Genomic DNA, 22088 nt, shown 5'->3' with positions numbered 1-22088 from the left:
ATCAGCTGATTATAAGCTTACTACAGCTTTTATTATCTTTTCTATTAACAACAGTTCACAAGGCGCAAAGTTAATAACTTTAGAGAGATTAATGGTCGAAACAATGCTTAAAAATGTGTTGATATACCCTTAGAAGATTTTTGCTAACTTATTTGTTTTGTTAGTATCAGTATCGTGATATATTTTTCAATGAATAATGCAAGGATTACTTTTAAAAATGTTTCCACGCTGTATCGATACCTTTTCCACGGTTATTAACAGGGATGTTAACGGAAAGAATTATCTTTGCATCAGATAAATATAAATAGAGCGGCACATGAATCGAAAACTGAAGATAACGGAGTTGAATCGCATCAGTGTGGAAGAGTTTAAGGAAGCGGATAAACTGCCTCTGGTGGTCGTGCTGGACAATGTTCGCAGTCTTCATAACATAGGTTCTGTGTTTCGCACTTCGGACGCTTTCTGCATAGAGTGCATTTATCTTTGTGGCATCACTGCCACTCCTCCCCACCCTGAAATGCACAAAACGGCACTTGGAGCCGAATTCACCGTAGATTGGAAGTATGTTGATAACACTGTTGAAGTTGTTGATAATCTCAAGGAAGAAGGTTATACGGTCTATTCCATAGAGCAGGCGGAAGGCAGTGTGATGCTGGATGAACTTACGTTGGATAAGAGCGGAAAATATGCCGTGGTGTTGGGAAATGAGGTGAAAGGTGTTCAGCAGGAGGTGATAGACCATTCTCACGGTTGCATCGAAATACCCCAATACGGAACGAAGCATTCTTTGAACGTATCGGTCACGGCAGGTATCGTTATTTGGGATTTATTCAAACAATTGAAACAGCTGTAAGGCTTATTCCTGGTTTTGTGCATGTATATATGCAGTAGATTGGTTCTATGTACTTAAATTTATGCCTGTTCGGTGCATTGATATGTTTTTATGTTTTCGTATATTTGCTGCATAAATATATAGATATATAATTCTGATTGATATGAAAAAAGTAATATCTTCGTGGATAGGTGTTTTTGTGGGTTGCATCATTATGGGAGCAGGGTTTGTATACTTTATCAATCCCTATAATTTGGTTCCGGGTGGGGTGTATGGAGCGAGTATTGTGCTTCATAATCTGGTTCCTTCCATTCAGGTGGGTACGTTCGGATATATGTTCGACATTCCGTTGCTTATTATTTCCGTGCTTTTTCTTGGAAAAAAACTCGGAGCGCGCACCATCGTTGCAGCGCTTTTCACTCCGCTTGTCATGAATACTTTGTCCATCTTGTCTTATCCTTCCAAGGAAGCACTCCATCGGTTGGATCCTACACAGTTACTGGGCGGTTGCATCGATATGACAAATCATCTGATGCTGACTTCCATAATCGGTGCGGTGGTCATCGGCATCGGTTGCGGCACCGTGGTGCGCAGTCAGGCTACAACGGGAGGCACGGACATTGTGGCAATGTTGTTGCAGAAATACTGTCACATACGTTTTTCAAAGGCCATTTTGCTGGTAGATGGCGTTGTGGTATTGTTCGGTCTGTTGGTCATCGGTTTCGGTATCGGCAATCCGGGCGATTCTGCCCAGCCTTCTTGGCATTTGTCTTTCTATTCGCTCATTGCCATTTTCGTCACTTCGAGGGTGATGGCCTATGTTATCAACGGAGAGAAGAACGATAAGATATTGTTTGTCATCAGTGATATGCGCCTGACTGCCTTGCACGACTATATTATCAAGGATTTGGACCGCACGGCCACCTGCATCAAGAGCAGCGGCCTGTATACAAAGTCCGATAAGGAAATGTTGTTTCTTGTGATGAGTTATAAAGAGGTGGCGGGCATTAAGCAAAAAATAAGAGAGGTCGACCCGAAAGCTTTCGTAGTGGTGACCGATGCTTACGATGCCTTTGGCGAGGGATGGAAAGAGTTGCCGATGGCGGGAGAACTGCAACCGGAATAAGGGGCGGGGGATAACAGTAAATAAAGCTATTCAATGATCAGGGGTGTCGTCGTGACATCCCTTTTATGTTTATAGGGGATTGTGAATATAAATCGTGCTCCTTGCATGTATTCAGAATCAATCCATATTCTGCCTCCCAGTTTTTTTATGGTAATCTTGCAAATGGAAAGTCCCAGCCCGGTGCCTTGTACATATTCGTCCAGTTTGCAGAATCTTTCGAATACGGCTTTCTGTTTGTCCAACGGAATGCCGCATCCGGTGTCGGTAACGGAAAATACCCATTCTTGTGCTTCATCATCGGGTTTCACACTCAGTTCGATGAAACCTTCCCGGGTGAACTTGGCAGCGTTTCCTATCAAGTTGATAAGGATCTGATTAAATTTTGTAAGGTCGGTTTCCGCGTTGGCGGTTAGCGTGGAGTGACGGAAATACAGCTTTGTATCTTTGTTGATGCTTGTCTGTATGCTGTTCATAACGTTTTGGCAATGTGGTATCAAATCTGTTTTGGAGAAGTTGAAATTCTGCTTGTCCGATTCCAGCCGCGAAAGGTCGAGGATGTCGTTGATGAGTTTCAACAACAAGTCCGAATTATAAGAGATGATGTTTACATATTCCTTTATATTTTTATTTTGTTTGGTCTCTTCTTGTAAGATGGTGGAAAATCCCACTATGGCATTGAGCGGAGTGCGTATTTCGTGGCTCATGTTCGATATGAACGCCGATTTCAGCCGGTTGCTCTCTTCGGCTTTATCCTTGGCTGAACGCAGTTCCTTTTCGGAATCCTCCAACCGTTTCTTGTCGTCCATCAGTTTGTTTTTCAGTTGGTGGATGTGCCAGGAATAGTGTATGGATATAATTATTCCCACGATAAGACTTATCATGACCACTGACATTAGCAGCAAATACCACCTGTAATTGTGTAATACTTCTTTCCAATTTAAGGTGGTGTCATTGATGTAGATGCTTTTATCGGGTAACATTTCTTTTGATAAATTGAATTTTTTCAATTTATCCATGTCAAAACGAAATTCATTGTAACAACGATGGAGGTATACAGGAAAGTCTTTCTTTTCTTTATCGATGTGTTGATAGACGTGTTGTGCAAGTGTCACTCCTACTTCTTCATTATATTTTGGGATGGAACCTCCGATGCACCAATAGCCTATACCTGTTCCGGTAAGGCTGAATACGGGTAGTTCGTTGTTGGCTTCCTTGAAGAGGTATTCGGCGTTTTTCATGTAGATTACATTCTTTTTGTCAAACCTCCAGATGCAGAGAATGGCCGCGGTGTTTTCGGGCAGTGAGGCCGTGGTGTGCAAAGCTTCTTCAAGATCCATCCGGCTGCCGTTTATGTAGATAAGGTTCATGTGCGGATAATTTTTCTCAAGCGTGTGTTTTACGATTCTCATCTCACTCAGTCCGAGGTAGGTATTATCGCTGATGATGGCTATGTTTTTGGTAGAGGGGAATAAGCGGGTGATCAGTTTGTAGTCGGAATCTGTGTCGTATTCATAGTAGTCAAAGAATCTTACGTTGAACTGTTCCATCACTTGTTTGTAGTCCACGATTCCTTGTTTTTGGGTATCAGCTACTTGCAGTGAAGGGATGGCATTGTCTGTGAATGTGGCACCGTATCGTTGGCCCATGATACATCCTAAAGGGATTTTCTTGTATTTCTCTTCGGTCAGCGAAAAGTAGCACGACCATGCTTCGGGTCCTAAAAGCAGGATGAATTTTGCGTCGGGATGTTTGTCGAGTATCTTTTTCATCCTGTTCATCCAATTGGTTCTTTCGTCCAAAGACAAGCAGTTGATCGATTCTACCACCGGTGAATATTTACCGTCCAACCGTGTGTATTCATTTACGAATTTCGTGATATTGCTGTATATATATTTACTTTCGTAACTATAGGAACTGATAATCAGTATTTCTTCCTTGTTTTTTTCTTGTTGTTGTGCGTATGCGGCTGAAAGGCAGAAATAAAGGAAAAAGAATGTTTTTATAATGCGTTTCATGGGAAATGGATTTGTTCGTCCGGACAAAAATAAATATTAATTTAGTAATAATGAAAGAATAATCCTGGAAAATGAAATTTTTACAAAACTTCTCTGCAAATCCAACTTTTTCCCCTCAGAATGTTGCAACGAGTAAAAGTTTCCCTTATTTTTGCGGTTCAATAACTATAATTCATCACTTTTCAGACTGTAAACGCTTCATTATGGATACCAACAAGATTGTAGGAGAAAAAATAAAAACTCTCCGCGAAAGTCAGTCCATCAGTATGGAAGAACTGGCACAACGTTCGGGGCTTGCCGTCGAACAGATTGAACGTATAGAACGCAACATCGACCTACCGTCGTTGGCTCCCCTTATCAAAATAGCACGTGTGTTGGGAGTGAGACTGGGCACATTTCTTGATGATCAGGATGAAAACGGCCCTGTGGTATGCCGCAAGGACGAGTCGCAGAACAGTATCAGCTTCTCCAACAATGCCATACATAGCCGCCGTCACATGGTCTATCATTCTCTCTCCAAGTCGAAAGCCGACCGTCACATGGAACCTTTTATCATCGATGTGGCGGCTACCGATGACAGTGATTTTGTGCTCTCCTCGCACGAAGGCGAAGAGTTTATCATGGTGATGGAAGGGACTATGGAAATCAGCTACGGCAAGAACAGCTACCTGCTGGAAGCAGGCGATAGTATCTATTACGATTCCATTGTGCCTCACCACGTGCATGCCTACGAAGGTCAGGCAGCCAAAATCCTTGCGGTAATTTATACACCCATTTAATAAAAAAGAAAGAAAGTGGAAAATGAGAGCTTTCCACTTTCCTGTTTCCCACTTATACAAATATGTTATACGAACGTACGCTCGGCCAATGGCTGGAGCATTGGGCAGAGACTACGCCCGACAAAGAATATATTGTTTATTCCGACCGTAACCTGCGTTTTACGTGGAGCCGCTTCAACCGCCGTGTGGACGACATGGCCAAAGGGCTTATCGCCATCGGCGTGCAGCGGGGAACGCATGTGGGCATTTGGGCCGCCAATATCCCGGATTGGCTGACATTGCTTTACGCTTGCGCCAAGATAGGAGCTGTCTATGTGACGGTGAATACCAATTACAAACAATCGGAATTGGAGTATTTGTGTCAAAACTCGGACATGCACACCCTTTGCATCGTCAACGGCGAAAAGGACAGCGACTTTTTGCAGATGACCTACACCATGCTGCCCGAACTGAAGACCTGCGAGCGCGGTCACTTGAAGAGCGAACGCTTTCCGCACATGAAGCACGTGGTCTACGTGGGACAGGAGAAGCATCGAGGCATGTACAACACTTCCGAACTGCTGGTCTTGGGCGAAAACGTAGAGGATGACCAGCTGAATGAGCTGAAGAGCCAAGTGACTCCGCACGACGTGGTGAACATGCAATACACGTCGGGTACCACCGGCTTTCCAAAAGGCGTCATGCTGACGCACTACAACATCACCAACAACGGCTATCTGACAGGCGAGCACATGAAATTCACCGCCGATGACAGACTGTGTGTCTGTGTGCCGTTATTCCACTGTTTTGGCGTGGTTCTTGCCACCATGAATTGTCTGACGCACGGCTGCATGCAGGTGATGGTGGAGCGCTTCGACCCGCTGATTGTGCTTGCCTCCATCCATAAGGAACGTTGCACGGCGCTCTATGGCGTGCCCACCATGTTCATTGCCGAACTGCACCACCCGATGTTCGACATGTTCGACATGAGCAGTCTGCGCACCGGCATCATGGCCGGGGCCCTCTGCCCGATAGAACTGATGAAGCAGGTGGAGGAGAAGATGTTTATGAAAGTGACCAGCGTTTACGGACTGACGGAAGCCTCTCCCGGCATGACCGCCACACGCATAGACGATTCGTTCGAGGTGCGCCGCAACACTGTGGGAAGAGAATTTGAACATACCGAGGTGAGGGTCATCGACCCCGAAACGGGGCGGGAGTGTCCCCCGGGCGTGCAAGGCGAGATGTGCAACCGTGGCTACAACACCATGAAGGGTTACTATAAGAATCCCGAAGCCACGGCCGAGGTGATAGACAAGAACGGTTTCCTGCACTCCGGCGATTTGGGCGTCAAGGACGAGAACGGCAACTATCGCATTACCGGACGCATCAAAGACATGATTATCCGTGGAGGAGAGAACATCTATCCGCGCGAGATAGAGGAGTTTCTCTATCAGCTTAAAGGCATAAAGGATGTGCAGGTGGCAGGCGTCCCGTCGAAGAAATACGGTGAAGCTGTGGGAGCTTTCATCATCCTGCGCGAAGGGGCAGACCTGCACGAGTCGGACGTGCGCGACTTCTGCATCGGCAAGATATCACGCTACAAGATACCGAAATACATCTTCTTTGTCAAAGAGTTCCCCATGACGGGAAGCGGCAAGATTCAGAAGTTCAAACTGAAAGAGTTGGGATTACGGCTTTGCCGGGAACAGGGAATCACGATTATTTGAGAGAGTTCAACTTAACATCCGAACAGGCTATAAACAGAGATATTCAGAGAAGAACTCGGTCATGAGAAAACCATATAGCGGCCGCCCTCTTAATGAACAGCGCCGGATATCCCTTTCGTAGCTGTCCGATATTGGAATTTATTATTCCTGATTATACAAAAATCAAGGATTTGTTATAATCCGTTCATGAGAAACTACTCCTTTTTGAATTTCCGTGAATTCGCCGTCAGATATACCGATAAAGATCTGCTTTTTTATTTTTTCCTGCTTTATACTGTCCAATACATACAAGAAAGTAGAATCGTTTTGGTATACGATGTGTCTATCTTCAATAGAAAGTACATTCTTTTTGTCTTTAATAACGATATTACCCGTAGCCGAATAGCCGGATCTGATTATAGGCATTTCTTTCGGCACGGGAAATTGCGCTTCAAGCATATATTTCCAAGCTGTTCGCCGATAAAGGATATATTTCTCAAAAACTTTTTGATCTCCTTTTTGAGGATGGTATTCAGTTGGTGACAGGACTAAGGGTGAACATGAAAAACAAATTGATGCCGTTCTATGACAGGATGATGTTGTGCAAAAGATACATCATTGAGACCATCAACAATTTGCTTAAGAACACAGCTCAGATAGTACACTCACGTCACAGGTCTGTTACGAATTTCATCATGAATCTTATATCTGCATTGGGAGCATACTGTTTCTTTGACAATAAGCCCAAGGCACTTGTCGGATACACTATTGAAAGCACAAGACAGTTGAGTCTCTTCTAACAAGCACATTTAAATTGAGTTTTTTTATCTTTGCAACCATCCTGTATCTGTGGAAGGTCGCAAAGAAGCTGTGACCTTATTCGAAATAGCAATGGCTGAATTTAGACAAAATATGTTATCCAGAACTGGGGTATTTCTTTGTTCTTTAACCACTATAAAGTTACAACAGAATTCGCTAATCACCAAATTTATAGATACTTATAATTCGTCGAACTCACGTTACATTAATAGAGATAAGTCTGGATGAGATTTATCCTGCTTCTTATAGGTGCGACGCTGGTATCGAGAGTAAGGGATTCCTGGAGCCTACCACGATAACAAATTTCCCTATCCGTGACCATAAGCTTTTACTTCACATACGTCGTCACCGATGGCTTAATCGCAAGGATGGCATGCGTCTCTGTCGTCCTTTAAGTCTTGTCGCTGAGGGAACGAACTACTCCAAGGAGTTTGCGGCATTTTATCTTGTTCAACAGTGTAGACTTTGCTGACAGACACAAGTGTTCGATGCGGCAGGCGCAAGCCTTTGACAGGACAGATACAAGTGTCTGCCAACTGACTGATTTTCGGAACTTTGCAAGGAAGGAAGACAAAGCGAGGGACAAGAATCGACATCGGCAAGGCACCCGCCGAAAAACGACCGAGACCGCCCCAACCCGAAAGTCGAAGCAGCCTCATGCTATCAGTCGCGACAGCGGTCGTTTATTGATATTCCTGCCAGCTCTTGATTTGAATGTCTTCGATCTTCATCTCGCAGAAAGCTTCGATGAAAGCACTTGCCAGACGGGCATTCGTAATCAACGGGATATTATGATCGATGGCACCGCGACGAATCTTGTAGCCATTGGTTAATTCGCGTTTCGTATGGTTCTTCGGGATATTGACAATCAGGTCGAACGCATGGTCGGCAATCATCTTCATCACGTTGTTTTCAGCTTCAGGGCGCTCATCGGGCCAATAAACTGCTTCCGTCACCACACCGTGTGCATTGAGGAAAGCAGCCGTTCCTGCTGTGGCATAAATCTTATACCCCTTGGCATAGAGCATACGGCTTGCGTCCAGCAAATCCACTTTCGACTTCATAGCACCGGACGAGAACATCACACTCTTCCGGGGAATGGTAAAGCCGGTAGCTATCATCGCATTGAGCAATGCCTCGGAGAAGTCGTCGCCGATGCAGCCCACCTCACCGGTAGACGACATATCCACGCCCAATACCGGGTCGGCCTTGTGGAGGCGGGAGAAAGAGAATTGCGAAGCCTTTACGCCGATACGGTCAATGTCGAATGCTGATTTGTCAGGACGGGTATAAGGAGCATCCAGCATGATACGGGTAGCTGTCTCTATGAAGTTACGTTTCAGCACTTTGGACACGAACGGGAAGCTGCGCGAAGCACGCAGGTTGCACTCAATCACCTTCACCTCGTTGTTGCGCGCAAGAAACTGTATGTTGAAAGGCCCGGAGATGTTGAGTTCCTTCGCAATCTGACGACTGATTTTCTTGATGCGGCGTGCCGTTGCAAAGTAAATCTTCTGTGCGGGGAACACCAGCGTGGCGTCGCCCGAATGCACACCGGCAAACTCCACGTGTTCGGAAATGGCGTATTCCACCACTTCGCCGTTCTGAGCCACCGCGTCGAACTCTATCTCTTTGGTATTCTGCAAGAACTGCGATACGACAACCGGATATTCCTTCGACACCTCGGCCGCCATCTTCAGGAAGTTCTCCAACTCTTCTTCATCGTAGCACACATTCATTGCCGCACCCGAAAGCACGTACGAGGGACGCACCAGCACCGGATAGCCCACTTTCTCCACAAATCCCTTCACGTCTTCCAAACTGGTGAGTTCCTGCCAAGCGGGTTGGTCGATGCCCAACTGGTCGAGCATGGCCGAGAACTTGTTACGGTTTTCGGCACGGTCGATGGATACCGGCGATGTGCCCAAAATAGGAACGGACTGGCGATGGAGTTTCATGGCCAGATTGTTCGGAATCTGTCCGCCTACCGACACGATGACTCCGCGCGGCTGCTCGAGGTCGATTACGTCGAGCACACGCTCAAAGGAGAGTTCGTCGAAGTACAGGCGGTCGCACATGTCGTAGTCCGTGGAAACGGTTTCGGGGTTATAGTTAATCATGATGGACTTGTAACCCAGTTTACGGGCTGTCTGCACGGCATTCACCGAGCACCAGTCGAACTCTACGGACGAGCCGATGCGGTATGCACCGGAACCAAGCACCACTACCGACTTCTCGTTCTTATAATAATTCACGTCGTAGCCCTGAACGGCATACGTCATGTAGAGGTAGTTCGTCAGTTCGGGCTGTTCGGAAGCCACCGTATTGATGCGCTTCACGGCAGGCAGGATGCCCAGTTCCTTACGGCGGGCACGCACGGCAAGGTTCTCCTTCTCCATGTTTCCCTGCGGATTGAGCACAAAGCGTGCAATCTGGAAGTCGGAGAAGCCCAGCACCTTTGCACCGCGCAGCACATTGGCCGGAATATCTTCAACCTTATTATATTGGGAGAGCTTCTGCTTGTAGTCTACGATGTTCTTCAGCTTACCGAGAAACCACGGGTCGATTTTCGTCAGTTCGAAGATGCGGTCGATGGTATAGCCCTTCTCCAAAGCTGCGGCAATGGCAAAGATACGCAGGTCTGTGGGATGCGACAATTCATAGTCCAAATCACCGAACTCCAGCCCTTCGTTGCCCACAAAGCCGTGCATGCCCTGACCGATCATGCGCAGGCCTTTCTGTATGATTTCCTCGAAAGAGCGTCCGATGGACATGATTTCGCCCACGGACTTCATGCTTGAACCGATTTCACGGCTCACACCTACGAACTTGGTCAAGTCCCAACGGGGAATCTTGCAAATCAAGTAATCCAGCTGCGGAGCGGCATAAGCCGAATTGGGAGTTCCCATCTCGCCGATTTGGTCTAGCGTGTAGCCCAACGCAATCTTGGCAGCCACAAACGCCAGCGGATAACCGGTGGCTTTCGATGCCAATGCCGAAGAACGGGACAGACGGGCATTCACCTCGATGACGCGATAGTCGTTCGTCTCGGCATTGAACGCATACTGAATGTTGCACTCGCCCACGATGCCCAGATGACGGATACATTTCGTGGAGAGTTCCTGCAACATCTTCACCTGCTCATCGGTCAGCGAACAAGTGGGAGCCACCACGATAGACTCACCCGTATGAATGCCCAACGGGTCGAAGTTCTCCATGCTTGCCACCGTGAAACAGTGGTCGTTCGCGTCGCGGATAACCTCGAACTCTATTTCTTTCCAACCTTTCAGCGACTCTTCTACCAGAATTTGCTTAGAGAAGGTAAAAGAACTTTCGGCCAGCTTCACGAAAGCTTCCTCGTCCGGACAGATGCCGCTACCCAAACCGCCCAGAGCATAAGCCGAACGCACCATCACCGGATAGCCGATTTCACGGGCCGCCTTCAATGCGTCTGCCATGCTTTCCACCGCACGGCTTTGGGGTGTCTTCATCGGAATCTCGTCAAGCTTCTTCACAAAGAGGTCACGGTCTTCAGTGTACATAATGGCTTCTACCGAAGTGCCCAGCACACGCACACCGTATTTCTCGAGCACACCATTCAGATACAGTTCTGTACCGCAATTCAAAGCTGTCTGCCCGCCAAACGCCAGCAGAATGCCATCGGGACGTTCTTTCTTGATGATTTCCTCCACGAAGTAAGGAGTTACCGGCAAAAAATACACTTTGTCCGCAATACCTTCCGATGTTTGAATGGTGGCAATGTTGGGATTCACCAAAACAGAAGCTACACCTTCTTCGCGCAATGCCTTCAAGGCCTGTGATCCGGAATAATCAAACTCTCCGGCCTGACCAATCTTGAGTGCACCAGATCCCAAGACGAGCACTTTCTTTAAATTCTTTTCCATATTCTCTTATTGTTGTCAATTAGGTTTCCTTTTTACACCTTGGCATAAGAGCCACGCCACACATAAACCAACCTTAAAAAAAAATGCGTCCCTTATGATAGATGGACGCATTTCTTTAAGAAATAAAAAAATATCATTGTGGAAAAAGGAGAAACCAACGACTACCGAATGATAATCACTCGAATAGGGGTTGTATTTGTTTCTCATTTCCTGCGGCTGCATTGTTGTTTCAAAATTTATGCAAAGAAACTACTTATTTGTGAAAAGAACAAATGAATCCGTTTAATATTTTAAGTAGGCCGCCAGTATAACGACCAACTGATAAAACAAATACAGATGAAAATAAATGCAAGACCAAGAAAAAAACTTAATTTCTCTACACCAAAACAAGTCTTGACCATTACAGTCTATTTTTGTTTTTTTAATGTGAGGTCTTGCGCATTTCAATAGAAAGCGCTATCTTTGCGCCCACTATTATTTGAGATGTATATCGGACTTGTAGCTCAGTTGGTTAGAGCAACAGACTCATAATCTGGAGGTCCCAGGTTCAAGCCCTGGCTGGTCCACGAAGAAAACAAGCGTTAATTGCAATAAATCAAGCAGTTAACGCTTTTCTTTTTGTCCTTCACTATGAGTTGGGATAGGCTCAAATCAATAGAATTACATATCTTTTGCAGCATTTGTTTACCGCTTGTTTATGTTTCAACTTACATTAGAGGAATGGGAATCTATCTCATCACAATTTGTGATGACATCACGAATGAAACGACCTAAGTCCGCTATGCCACTGGCTTTTACAGAGCATGGAGTTGTAATGCTTTCCAGTGTATTAAGAAGCGATATTGCCATTCAAACAAGTGTTTTGATTGTACGTGCTTTTGTTGCCATGAGATAACTGATTACAGTAGCTCCACAAATAGACAGAGTAGGACAATTAGAACAGCAAATGAAAGAGTTGAAAGGTTACATAGAAGAAGTATTCGCTGATTACAACGATATTAATTATGATACGCGAATGCAGTTGGAACTCATTAATCAGACATTGGCAGAACTGCAAACCAAGAAGAAATTGGAAGAAAAGCCACGCAGAAGAATCGGATTTATACAGCATGATGAATAATCTGATTCTGCCAAGCACGAGATTTTATAAAAACTATAATATTTCCACATAGGTAAAAAAGTGATTGGAGCAACTCCAATTATAAGATTCAAGTAGCTGTGCACGTTCCGCTATGAATTCCTGATACCGTTGTGAAGACATACTTTTTCATTGTTGTTAGTCTTTCAAGCAACCAATAGGAACAATGATTACACCGTCTGTTCTTATGTACGCATATTGTCCTACAGCAGTTAAAACCATTTTAAATGACGGTTTCTTCATCTTTGTGGTGTCTATCTTTTCTGCCAACGTGTTCAAGTTCGCTGCACCCTCCTCAATAAGCGTATCGCCGCCCAATTTTATCTCAATGAGACCATAGCTACCATTTTTCAGATGTACAACGGTGTCACATTCAAGGCCACTCTTGTCTCTATAATGGAATACGTCTCCATCATTGGCTTCTGCATACACACGAAGATCTCGCACACAGAGGGTTTCAAAAAACAATCCCAAAGTGTTCAAATCGTTTAGCAAGTCATCCGGTCCTATACCTAAAGCTGCAATAGCCAAAGATGGGTCGACAAAATAGCGTGTGTCGCTCGTTCGTATGGATGTTTTTGAACGCAGATTCGGATTCCAGGCTGGCATATCCTCTATCACGAAAATCTTTTTCAAAGCCTTGATATATGACGAGACCGTTTCGTCGCTCATGTTTTCTGGCTCATTCGTTTTCATATCCTCTATGATAGTGGGTATGCTGGCCATCGCTCCTTGCAATCGTGCATATGAACGCATAAGCCTCTTGGCGCGAAACTCATCTCTCTCAACTCCGTCAACTCTTGAAATGTCTGAGCGTGTTATGGCTTCAAAATACTTTGTGACTTGACGAAGTGATGCCTTCTGATTTTTCTTGGTCAGAGATTTAGGCCATCCACCTCGACAAATAATATAAGCAATGTCTTCCATCTTCAGCGTACTTACACCATCCACCTTATCTGGTTCGGCAAAAAGATTTCTGATACTTACATCCCCAGAAGATTCTCCCGATTCCCACAGTGTCATGGGGCGCATCGTAAGCCATGCGAAACGCCCGGCACCAGTATGGCGAATTTTTGATTTATCTGCAGGAACGGCAGAGCCTGTAAGCATGAATAAACCATCATCCTTTCTGTGGTCTGCTTCAAAACGTACCGCATCCCATATTTGAGGGGCTATCTGCCATTCATCAATAAGCCTCGGTGTCTCACCTTGGAGCAGTCGTTTGATGTTGGTTTCTGCCAACTGGAGGTTTTGCTGTATATTCTCAGGGTCATCCATATACAGGATGCTCTTAGCTTGCTGTTCGGCAGTAGTTGTTTTGCCGCAAGCTTTAGGTCCTTCTATAAGAACCGCCCCCATTGCTTCTAATTTCTCTTCTAAAAGAGTGTCTGCAATTCTCTTCCGATAATTGAAAGTATTTTCCTTCATAATAATAACCTTGTACGATTTTGGGCACAAAGGTCGTGAATTTTCTTAAAACGAAAGAATATTTTACGCATAATTTGGTTATTTGGCGTACTTTTATTTGGTTATTTGGCTTAATATCGTTTGGTTATTTGGCTTTATTCCGCTTGGTTATATGGCAAAGTATTGCTCGGTTATTTGGAATAAATTCGTTGGTCATATGTGACCTCCAGATTATAGTCTGTTGTTTAAATAGTCTATTACAGCCCAAATTCTGCGTAAACAAACTATTTCAGTTATGGGTATTTTGTGAGTTTCTACGAAAATTACAGAATTACAACTCTTTGACTATCAACCTGAGGTCTTAGAATTCAGGTTAGGGAGGAGGCCAACCGGGCAGTGAATCGGGAGGCAGTGAGAATCCGCTTGGATAAACGTTAAGCCGGACACAGTAGCGGGAAGCGGCATTTTCGATATGCGGCTTCCTGCTTTTCCGTTATTCCTAAGGATTCTATGAATGTCTTTGTATGAGAAGCCTTATCTGCTGTTCTTCTTTTACCGCTCCGGATACTTCATGTTCTCCTCTTTCATCTGTTCCAGCACTTCGTGCAGATACTTGGCAGCTTCCCATTTGGCCATGGGCAGGTCGTGAAGCAGGCAGTTGCCGCAGTCTTCCGGAGTGGTGCCGGGAATCTCACCTGTATATTCAGCCACAAAACGGAATGTATCCTGCATCAAGGCTATGATATCTTGAGGTTGCAAGTCGCCCTTCATCAGCAGGTAATTGCCGGTGAGGCATCCCATAGGTCCCCAATAAATAATCTTGTCCTGCCAATGGGGTTCGTTGCGCAGGTAAGTGGCGACCAGATGTTCGATGGTGTGCAGTGCCCCTTGCCCCAATGCCGGTTCCCGATTAGGTTCTTTCATGCGTATGTCAAAGGTGGTGATTACTTCACCGTTCACTTCATCCTTGCGTGATACATAGATGCCGCGCAACATACGGATATGGTCGATGGTAAAACTGGGAATCTTCTTCATGTCTTTTTATTCTTTATTTTTTTAAGTTAGTAAGCAAGCGTATCGGGCAGTGAGGATAAGAACGCCCATGTGGTGTGGAAAGAGCGTTCGGCCATTGTATCCCAAAAATCGAGGTATTGTAAAAACTGGTCTTTGCTTCCGGGCGTGTCGCTGATGATGCGGAAGCTTAGGAAAGGGGTCTGATAGAGGTGGCAGGTCTGCGCTATGGCAGCCGATTCCATATCTACCGCCATGCCTTCGGGGAAATGAGCACGCACAGCGGCCAGACCTGACTGTTCGGTGATGAATTGGTCGCCCGTGCAGATGAGGCCGCCATGAATACGGCTTTCCAGTCCTGCATCGTTCAAGTTCAGCGCATATTGCAGCAACAAAGCGTTCGATTCGAAAAAGAGCGGAAGGCCTTGTATCTGTCCGTATGCATTACCATCGCCGCACCATACGTCGTGATACACCGTGCGGTTGCTCACCACCACGTCCGTCACCTTCAGGCAAGGGTCTATGCCGCCTGCTACTCCCGTGCTGATGACACAATCGGGACCAAAGCGCCGGATAAGCTCCGTGGCGCCGACGGCGGCATTCACTTTGCCTATACCGCTTTGTGTCAACACCACCTCGTTCTGTCCGATGCGTCCGGTTATATACTTGAAGCGTGCGTCGCCCGCATCTTTCTTGTCCTGCAAGCGATCGGCCAACTGCCGATGCTCACTATCCATTGCGCTGATTATTCCGATTTTCATAAGAAAAAGTTCTTTATTGAAGATGAATCGGACGCAAAGATACATAAAATGCTGATTGCAAATGACACACCACAGAAAGAAATATCGTACCTTTGCCGTCGAAAACTCTCAATCAAAACCATATAAAACAGCAGTCATGAAGAAGATTCTACCCGATTTGATTGCCATTCTGGCATTCGCCCTGCTTTCTTTCGCTTACTTTTTTCCGGCGGATATAGAGAACCGCATCTTGTTTCAGCATGACACGGCAGCCGGTGCAGGCGCCGGACAAGAAGTAAAAGAGTACTACGAACAGACGGGTGAACGTAGCCGCTGGACCAACTCCCTGTTTGGCGGAATGCCCATGTATCAGATAGCCCCCTCGTATGATTCTACCAAACCGTTGCAGTGGGTGCAAAAGGGTTATCAACTCTTCTTGCCCGAATACGTGTGTCTTACATTTATGCTGATGCTTGGTTTCTATATCTTGCTTCGTGCTTTCGGCATACCGGTATGGCTGGCGGGATTGGGAGGAATCATTTGGGCCTTCTCGTCCTATTTCTTCATTCTGATTTCTGCGGGACACATCTGGAAGTTTATCACATTGGCATATGTTCCGCCCACGATGGCGGGCATCGTTCTTGCCTATCGGGGCAGGCTGTTGACGGGAGGCATCGTCACTGCCTTGTTTGTTGCTCTGCAAGTGACTTCCAACCATATACAGATGTCCTACTATTTCTTTTTCGTCATTTTGTTCTTTGTAGGCGCTTATTTGGAGGATGCGTGGCGCAACAAGACGTTGCCTCAATTCTTTAAAGCAAGCGCCGTACTGATAGTGGCTGCCCTTATCGGTGTAGCCGCCAATTTGTCGAACCTTTATCACACATACGCTTATAGTAAGGAGACCATGCGTGGTAAAAGTGAGTTGGTGCAAACCGGAGAAACTGCCAAACAAACCAGCGGCGGGCTGGATAGGGATTATATCACCGGATGGAGCTACGGCATCGGCGAAACCCTGACCCTGCTTGTACCCAACTTCAAGGGGGGAGCATCCGTTCCTTTAAGTCAAAGCGAGACGGCCATGCAGAAAGCAAATCCGATGTACGGCAACTTATATAACTCGCTGACGCAATATTTCGGCGATCAGCCCATGACATCAGGCCCCGTCTATGTGGGTGCTTTTGTCCTTTTCCTATTCATACTGGGGTGCTTCATTGTGAAAGGGCCTCTGAAATGGGCGCTGATAGGGGCTACACTCTTCTCCATCCTTTTGGCTTGGGGAAAGAATTTCATGCCTTTGACGGACTTCTTTATAGACCACGTTCCGATGTACAATAAATTCCGTGCTGTGTCGTCTATCCTTGTCATCGCTGAATTCACCATTCCTTTGCTGGCCATCTTTGCTCTGAAGCGCATATTAGACAAACCGGAAATACTGAAACTCAACAGGAAGGCGTTGGGCATCAGTGTGGCTCTCACAGCCGGCATAGCTCTGCTGCTGGCCGTAGCCCCGGGTAGTTTCAGTTCAGGCTATGTATCTGTTCAGGAAGCGCAGATGTTGCAAAATGCCGTCGACCGAAACATGATACCCGCCGATGCGCTGTCCGGCATTCTTGCCAATCTGGGGGAAATGCGTGCTGCACTTGTCAGTTCCGATGCGCTGCGAAGCTTTATCATCATTGCCATCGGTTGCGGTCTGCTATGGCTTTACGTTGCGGGCAAGATGCGCAGTTCGTTGATTGTAGCAGGCATCGCCTTACTCTGTCTGTGCGATATGTGGAGCGTCAACAAACGATACCTGCACGACGAACAGTTTGTTTCCCGGTCTGTCCAAACGGAAACTTTCAAGAAGACGAAAGCGGACGAACTGATTCTGCAAGACGATGCTCCGGACTATCGTGTACTGAACTTCGCAAGCAATACTTTCAATGAAAACAATACTTCCTATTGGCATAAGAGCGTCGGTGGATACCATGCCGCCAAACTACGTCGCTATCAGGAGATGATAGAGCATCACATTTCTCCGGAGATGCAGGCCGCTTATAGCGCTATTGCCTCTGCAGGGGGCAAGATGGACAGTGTGGATGCCGACAAGTTCCGAGTCTTGAATATGCTGAATACAAAATACTTCATCCTTCCCGCAGGACAACAGGGACAAACGGTTCCGATTCTCAACCCCTATGCCTATGGCAATGCGTGGTTTGTGAACAAGGTGCAATACGTAAACAATGCCAATGAGGAGATAGACGCCTTGAACCATATCCTCCCTGCGGAAACCGCTGTAGTGGATGCACGCTTCAAAGAAACGTTGAAAGGCGTCACGGAAAGCTATAGGGACAGCCTTTCGACCATTGAGTTGATGAACTATGCACCGAACCGCTTGACCTACAAGAGCTATAATTCCAAAGACGGTGTTGTCGTATTCTCCGAAATCTATTATCCGGACGGATGGCATGTCACCATTGACGGGCAACCGGTGGAACAGGCACGTGCCGACTACATTCTGCGCACCATGTATGTTCCTGCCGGAGAGCATACCATCGAGATGTACTTCGACCCGGTGAGCCTGCATGTCACCGAAAGCATTGCATATGCCGCACTGGCTCTTCTCATCATAGGAGTGATGGTTGTGATTGTGAGAGCAAAGAATCTAAAAAAACTATAAATGCCCGGCAAAACAATATATTTCAGTAATTTTGCTTCTTAAATAAACAACTAATAAACTGTATGGAAACTACCAGACAAAGTAAAATAGCCCGCCTCCTCCAGAAGGAACTAAGCGACATCTTTCTGATGCAAACCAAATCCATGTCCGGCACATTGATTTCAGTGAGTGCGGTGCGCATCAGCCCCGATATGAGTGTGGCTCGTGCCTATCTCAGTATATTTCCCTCGGAAAAGAGTGAAGAAATCATTAAAAACGTCAATGCAAACATGAAGTCCATCCGTTTTGAGTTGGGGACACGTGTACGTCATCAATTGCGCATCATACCCGAACTGAAGTTCTTCGTGGATGATTCTTTGGATTATCTGGAGCGGATTGATGAACTTTTGAAATAGTGAATCTCCCTTTTTACATAGCCCGTCGTTATCTCTTCTCCAAGAAGAAGCACAACGCCATCAATATCATTTCAGGCATTTCGGTATGCGGAGTGGCATTGACCACGTTGGCATTGGTGTGTACGTTGTCTGTGTTCAACGGTTTTCAAGACATGGTGGCAGGCTTCTTTACGGCTTTCGACCCGGAACTTAAAATCACCATCCGCGAAGGTAAGGTGTTCGATCCTCGCGAGTCGCGCATCCGGCAAGTGCGTGCCTTGCCCGAAATCGAGGTCTGGACTGAGACGCTGGAAGAAAACGCGATGGTGCAGTACAAAGACCGTCAGGCAATGGCCGTGATAAAAGGAGTAGAGGATAACTTCGAGCAACTGACCTCCATCGACAGCCTGCTGTATGGTACCGGTGAATTTGTTCTTTCCGATTCATTGGTGGATTATGGCTTCATGGGGGTGGAACTCATGTCTGAGCTGGGTACAGGCATTCAATTCGTAGACCCGCTGCTGGTTTATGCCCCTAAACGCAATGTCCGGATGAATATTGCCAATCCTGCCTCGGCTTTCAATCGGGAGTACCTTTTCTCGCCCGGGGCCATATTCACGGTGAATCAGAAGAAATACGATTCCCGCTATATCCTGACTTCCCTCGGTTTTGCCCGCCGCCTGTTCAATTTCGATACGGAAGTCTCCGCCATCGAACTGAAACTGAAACCCGGATTCGGCACCGATGCCGTGCAGAAGAAAATCAAGCGCATCCTCGGCGACCGGTTTGCCGTGCAGAATCGCTACGAGCAACAAGCCGACGTCTTCCGCATCATGGAAATCGAGAAGCTGATTTCTTATTTGTTTCTTACTTTCATCCTCGTCATAGCCTGCTTCAATGTTATCGGTTCCCTCTCCATGTTGATATTGGACAAGCGGGAGGACGTGGAGACCTTGCGCAATCTGGGAGCCGACGAACGCCTTGTGTTGCGCATATTCTTGTTTGAAGGACGGTTGATTTCTGTTTTCGGTGCTACCGCCGGCATCATATTGGGATTGTTGCTTTGCTTCCTGCAACAACGCTTCGGCCTGATTTCGTTAGGTGGAGGAAACGGTGCTTTCGTGGTAGATGCCTATCCGGTTAGTGTACATTTTACAGACATCATTTTGGTGTTTTTCACGGTAATCGCCGTGGGCTTCCTTTCTGTCCGTTATCCGGTAAAATACCTCGGCAAGAGGTTGCTTAAACCGTCGTCTGCCGCATAGAGACATGCCGGATATAAAGGGCTTTCTGCAAGGTTTTTCCGTCTTTTGTACTTCCTTTCGGTTTAGCTTTTCCAAAGTGTGGGCTTAGGAGTGCTCAAGTGTGGGCTTGGGAATGTTGAGGTGTGGGCTTGTCTTAGTCTCTTTTACGGATGATGGTCAGTCCGTCGCGCAGCGGAAGAATCACTTTCTCCACACGTTCGTCGCGTGCTACAAAGTCATTGAATTCCTTGATGCAGATTGTCTGCCGGTCGGACGCATGAGGATGCTCTTCCAGCACGTGGCCATCCCACAACGTGTTGTCGGCAATGATATATCCTCCATCCGAAAGGCGGGCAAGCGCCATTTCGTAATAATCCACGTATCTGCGCTTGTCACCGTCAATGAATGCCAAATCGAAAGTGAGGTCAAGGCGGGGAATTAATTCCAAGGCATCGCCGATGTAGAATTTTATTTTGTCGGCATAGTCCGACCCATCTATCCACGGACGCGTGAAGTCTTCCTGCTCGTCATTGATTTCAATGGTGTGCAGCATTCCGCCCTCCGGCAGTCCTTCGGCTATGCAAAGGGCGGAATAGCCGCTGTAAGTTCCTATCTCCAATACCTGACGGGGACGTATCATCCTGACGAACATTTTGAGCATGCGTCCCTGCAAGTGTCCCGAAGCCATGCGGGGATAAAGCAATTTGACATGCGTGTCGCGATAGAGCGCTTTCAGGTAATCGCTCTCTTTATCGATATGTTGCAGGATATACTCGTCTAACGTCATGATATCGGATAAAGGAGTGGGAGTGTGTCAAAAAGAGTGCTTCCTTGACACACCCTCATTTATAAGTATCGGTTGCTGTTGGGAAGCACGCTTTCCGTGGCATGCTTCAGGGCATCTTCCACTACGTTTATCTCAAGGAAAGAGGTCTGCGTGCCCGCTTTGCCGCTGCTCAGGTAGCCCACCATATCGGTAGGTTGCAGGCGGCCCTCCTTCAACAGGCGGCGTAAGGCGGCAAAGTAGTATTCCTGTCCGTTGGCAAGTTCGGGCATATAAATGGCCTCTACACCATAAGAAAGGGCAAGGTGGCGCATGGTTTTCTCTTTGTAGCAGATGGCAAGTACCGGGAACTTGCCACGGAAAGCAGCCAGGTTACGAGCCGTGCGCCCGCTGTAGCTATCCGTGATGATGGCTCGGATTTTCAGTTTTGTAGTAGCTTTTACGGCTTGTTTGGCAAGGAAAGCCGTCACGTCGTTTCTGTTCTCGTCCAGCGGAATACGGATGTCATTATCAGCCAGTTTATCCTTTTCGGCTTGTGCGGCAACTTTAGTCATTGTCTTCACCGCCTCTACGGGATATTTTCCATAGGCGGTCTCGCCGCTCAGCATCAAAGCGTCCGTGCGATAATAGATGGCATTGGCGATGTCCGTCACTTCGGCGCGGGTGGGACGCGGATTGGAAATCATCGTATGTAGCATCTGGGTGGCGACGATAACCGGCTTTTTGGCCAAGATACACTTGCGAATCAGCACACGCTGGATGCCGGGGATGCGCTCCTGGGGCACTTCGATGCCGAGGTCGCCGCGCGCCACCATCACACCGTCGGCCACTTCCAGAATCTCGTCGATGTTGTCCACGCCCTCTTGGTTCTCAATCTTGGCAATGACGCGTATGTCGCTGCCATGTGCGTCCAAAATGTTTTTAATGTCCATGATGTCCTGCTTGTTACGCACGAAAGAGTGGGCAATGAAGTCAATGTCCTTCTCGATGGCATACAAGATGTTGGTACGGTCTTTTTCGGTCAGTGAAGGCAAGTTGATGCGCACTCCCGGCACATTGACACTTTTGCGGCTGCCAAGCGTCGCGTCGTTCTGCATTTCGCAGAGCAGATAGCCGGCATGCTTCTCTACAACCACCATTTCCATCTCACCGTCATCGATAAGGATGTGTCCGCCTTCATTCAAATCCTGAACGAAGTTGGGGTAGCTCACGGAAATGCACTCGCGGGTTGTCTGCAACTCGGGGTTACCTACCACTTTGACGCGGTCGCCCGCTTTAAAAGGAAGCGAGTCGCCAACCAAAGGAGTAGTGCGCACTTCGGGGCCTTTCGTATCCATCAAAATGGCAATGCGGTTGGACACGGCACGTACATTACCTATCAGCCGCTCGGCACCTTCACGATTGAGATGTGCGGTATTCATGCGCACCACATTCATGCCGGCTTCGAACAACTGTTTTATAAAATCGACGTCGCAACGTTGGTCAGAAATCGTTGCGACAATTTTCGTTTGCTTCAATAACATAATACTATATCTGTTTATTTATGATGAATCATGGATGA

The 22088-nt window shown here is 46.8% G+C and carries 16 protein-coding genes, 1 tRNA gene and 2 pseudogenes; 11 read left to right on the top strand and 8 right to left on the bottom strand.

Annotated elements, in window-relative coordinates; translation table 11 throughout:
* Positions 1-316: 316 nt before the first annotated feature.
* Both C4H11_RS08260 and C4H11_RS08255 read left to right on the top strand, forming a co-directional pair.
* Positions 317-853, top strand: coding sequence for an RNA methyltransferase (locus tag C4H11_RS08260; protein ID WP_106041236.1), 537 nt, complete (start codon positions 317-319; stop codon positions 851-853).
* A 142-nt stretch (positions 854-995) separates the two neighbouring features.
* Positions 996-1958: a YitT family protein gene (locus C4H11_RS08255; protein WP_106041235.1), complete on the top strand. Its 963-nt coding sequence runs from the start codon at positions 996-998 to the stop codon at positions 1956-1958.
* Between the two features lie 26 nt (positions 1959-1984).
* Here C4H11_RS08255 and C4H11_RS08250 read toward each other — a convergent pair whose 3' ends face one another.
* Entirely contained in the window at positions 1985-3973 is a 1989-nt protein-coding gene (locus C4H11_RS08250) for a sensor histidine kinase (RefSeq protein ID WP_106041234.1), read from the bottom strand.
* Between the two features lie 203 nt (positions 3974-4176).
* On the opposite strand from C4H11_RS08250, the gene C4H11_RS08245 reads away from it, so the two are divergent.
* Positions 4177-4752, top strand: coding sequence for a helix-turn-helix domain-containing protein (locus C4H11_RS08245; RefSeq protein ID WP_106041233.1), 576 nt, complete (start codon positions 4177-4179; stop codon positions 4750-4752).
* Between the two features lie 62 nt (positions 4753-4814).
* Positions 4815-6461, top strand: coding sequence for an AMP-binding protein (locus tag C4H11_RS08240; RefSeq protein ID WP_106041232.1), 1647 nt, complete (start codon positions 4815-4817; stop codon positions 6459-6461).
* Between the two features lie 162 nt (positions 6462-6623).
* Here C4H11_RS08240 and C4H11_RS08235 read toward each other — a convergent pair whose 3' ends face one another.
* Positions 6624-6899, bottom strand: a complete 276-nt coding sequence (locus C4H11_RS08235; protein WP_106041231.1) for an efflux RND transporter periplasmic adaptor subunit — start codon at positions 6897-6899, stop codon at positions 6624-6626.
* 8 nt (positions 6900-6907) lie between these two features.
* Here C4H11_RS08235 and C4H11_RS08230 point away from each other — a divergent pair.
* A pseudogene (locus tag C4H11_RS08230) lies at positions 6908-7240 on the top strand (transposase); the annotation flags it as partial.
* Positions 7241-7434: 194 nt separating this feature from the next.
* Positions 7435-7731 carry an ISAon1 family transposase N-terminal region protein gene (locus C4H11_RS14700; protein WP_449374858.1) on the top strand — a complete coding sequence of 99 codons (297 nt, stop codon included), beginning with the start codon at positions 7435-7437 and terminating at the stop codon, positions 7729-7731.
* Between the two features lie 211 nt (positions 7732-7942).
* On the opposite strand, the gene carB is transcribed toward C4H11_RS14700, so the two are convergent.
* Complete coding sequence (gene carB / locus C4H11_RS08225) at positions 7943-11164, bottom strand: carbamoyl-phosphate synthase (glutamine-hydrolyzing) large subunit (protein ID WP_106041230.1); 3222 nt, start codon at positions 11162-11164, stop codon at positions 7943-7945.
* A 492-nt stretch (positions 11165-11656) separates the two neighbouring features.
* On the opposite strand from carB, the gene C4H11_RS08215 reads away from it, so the two are divergent.
* Positions 11657-11730 (top strand) — tRNA-Ile (locus tag C4H11_RS08215).
* A 128-nt stretch (positions 11731-11858) separates the two neighbouring features.
* A pseudogene (locus C4H11_RS08210) lies at positions 11859-12284 on the top strand (ORF6N domain-containing protein); the annotation flags it as partial.
* A 156-nt stretch (positions 12285-12440) separates the two neighbouring features.
* On the opposite strand, the gene C4H11_RS08205 reads toward C4H11_RS08210, so the two are convergent.
* From C4H11_RS08205 to C4H11_RS08195, 3 genes are all read right to left on the bottom strand, one after another.
* Positions 12441-13730: an ATP-binding protein gene (locus C4H11_RS08205; protein WP_106041228.1), complete on the bottom strand. Its 1290-nt coding sequence runs from the start codon at positions 13728-13730 to the stop codon at positions 12441-12443.
* Between the two features lie 531 nt (positions 13731-14261).
* Entirely contained in the window at positions 14262-14744 is a 483-nt protein-coding gene (locus C4H11_RS08200; RefSeq protein WP_106041227.1) for an S-ribosylhomocysteine lyase, read from the bottom strand.
* A gap of 26 nt (positions 14745-14770) precedes the next feature.
* A complete protein-coding gene (locus C4H11_RS08195) occupies positions 14771-15481 on the bottom strand; it encodes a 5'-methylthioadenosine/adenosylhomocysteine nucleosidase (RefSeq protein WP_106041226.1) in 711 nt (236 codons plus the stop codon).
* Between the two features lie 136 nt (positions 15482-15617).
* Between C4H11_RS08195 and C4H11_RS08190 the strand changes: the two genes are divergently transcribed.
* From C4H11_RS08190 to C4H11_RS08180, 3 genes are all read left to right on the top strand, one after another.
* On the top strand, positions 15618-18125 hold the full coding sequence (locus tag C4H11_RS08190) for a YfhO family protein (protein WP_106041225.1): 2508 nt from the start codon (positions 15618-15620) through the stop codon (positions 18123-18125).
* 62 nt (positions 18126-18187) lie between these two features.
* Positions 18188-18520: a 30S ribosome-binding factor RbfA gene (gene rbfA / locus C4H11_RS08185; protein WP_106041224.1), complete on the top strand. Its 333-nt coding sequence runs from the start codon at positions 18188-18190 to the stop codon at positions 18518-18520.
* Entirely contained in the window at positions 18520-19764 is a 1245-nt protein-coding gene (locus tag C4H11_RS08180; RefSeq protein ID WP_106041223.1) for an FtsX-like permease family protein, read from the top strand. The genes rbfA and C4H11_RS08180 overlap by 1 nt, the downstream gene beginning before the upstream one ends.
* Before the next feature lie 133 nt (positions 19765-19897).
* Here C4H11_RS08180 and C4H11_RS08175 read toward each other — a convergent pair whose 3' ends face one another.
* Both C4H11_RS08175 and pyk read right to left on the bottom strand, forming a co-directional pair.
* Positions 19898-20530, bottom strand: a complete 633-nt coding sequence (locus C4H11_RS08175) for an O-methyltransferase (RefSeq protein WP_106041222.1) — start codon at positions 20528-20530, stop codon at positions 19898-19900.
* Positions 20531-20589: 59 nt separating this feature from the next.
* Entirely contained in the window at positions 20590-22050 is a 1461-nt protein-coding gene (gene pyk, locus C4H11_RS08170) for a pyruvate kinase (protein WP_106041221.1), read from the bottom strand.
* Positions 22051-22088: the final 38 nt, after the last annotated feature.

Source organism: Bacteroides zoogleoformans (genome assembly GCF_002998435.1).
In the GTDB taxonomy this organism is placed as follows: domain Bacteria; phylum Bacteroidota; class Bacteroidia; order Bacteroidales; family Bacteroidaceae; genus Bacteroides; species Bacteroides zoogleoformans.
This window is presented reverse-complemented; position numbering and strand designations above follow the sequence as displayed.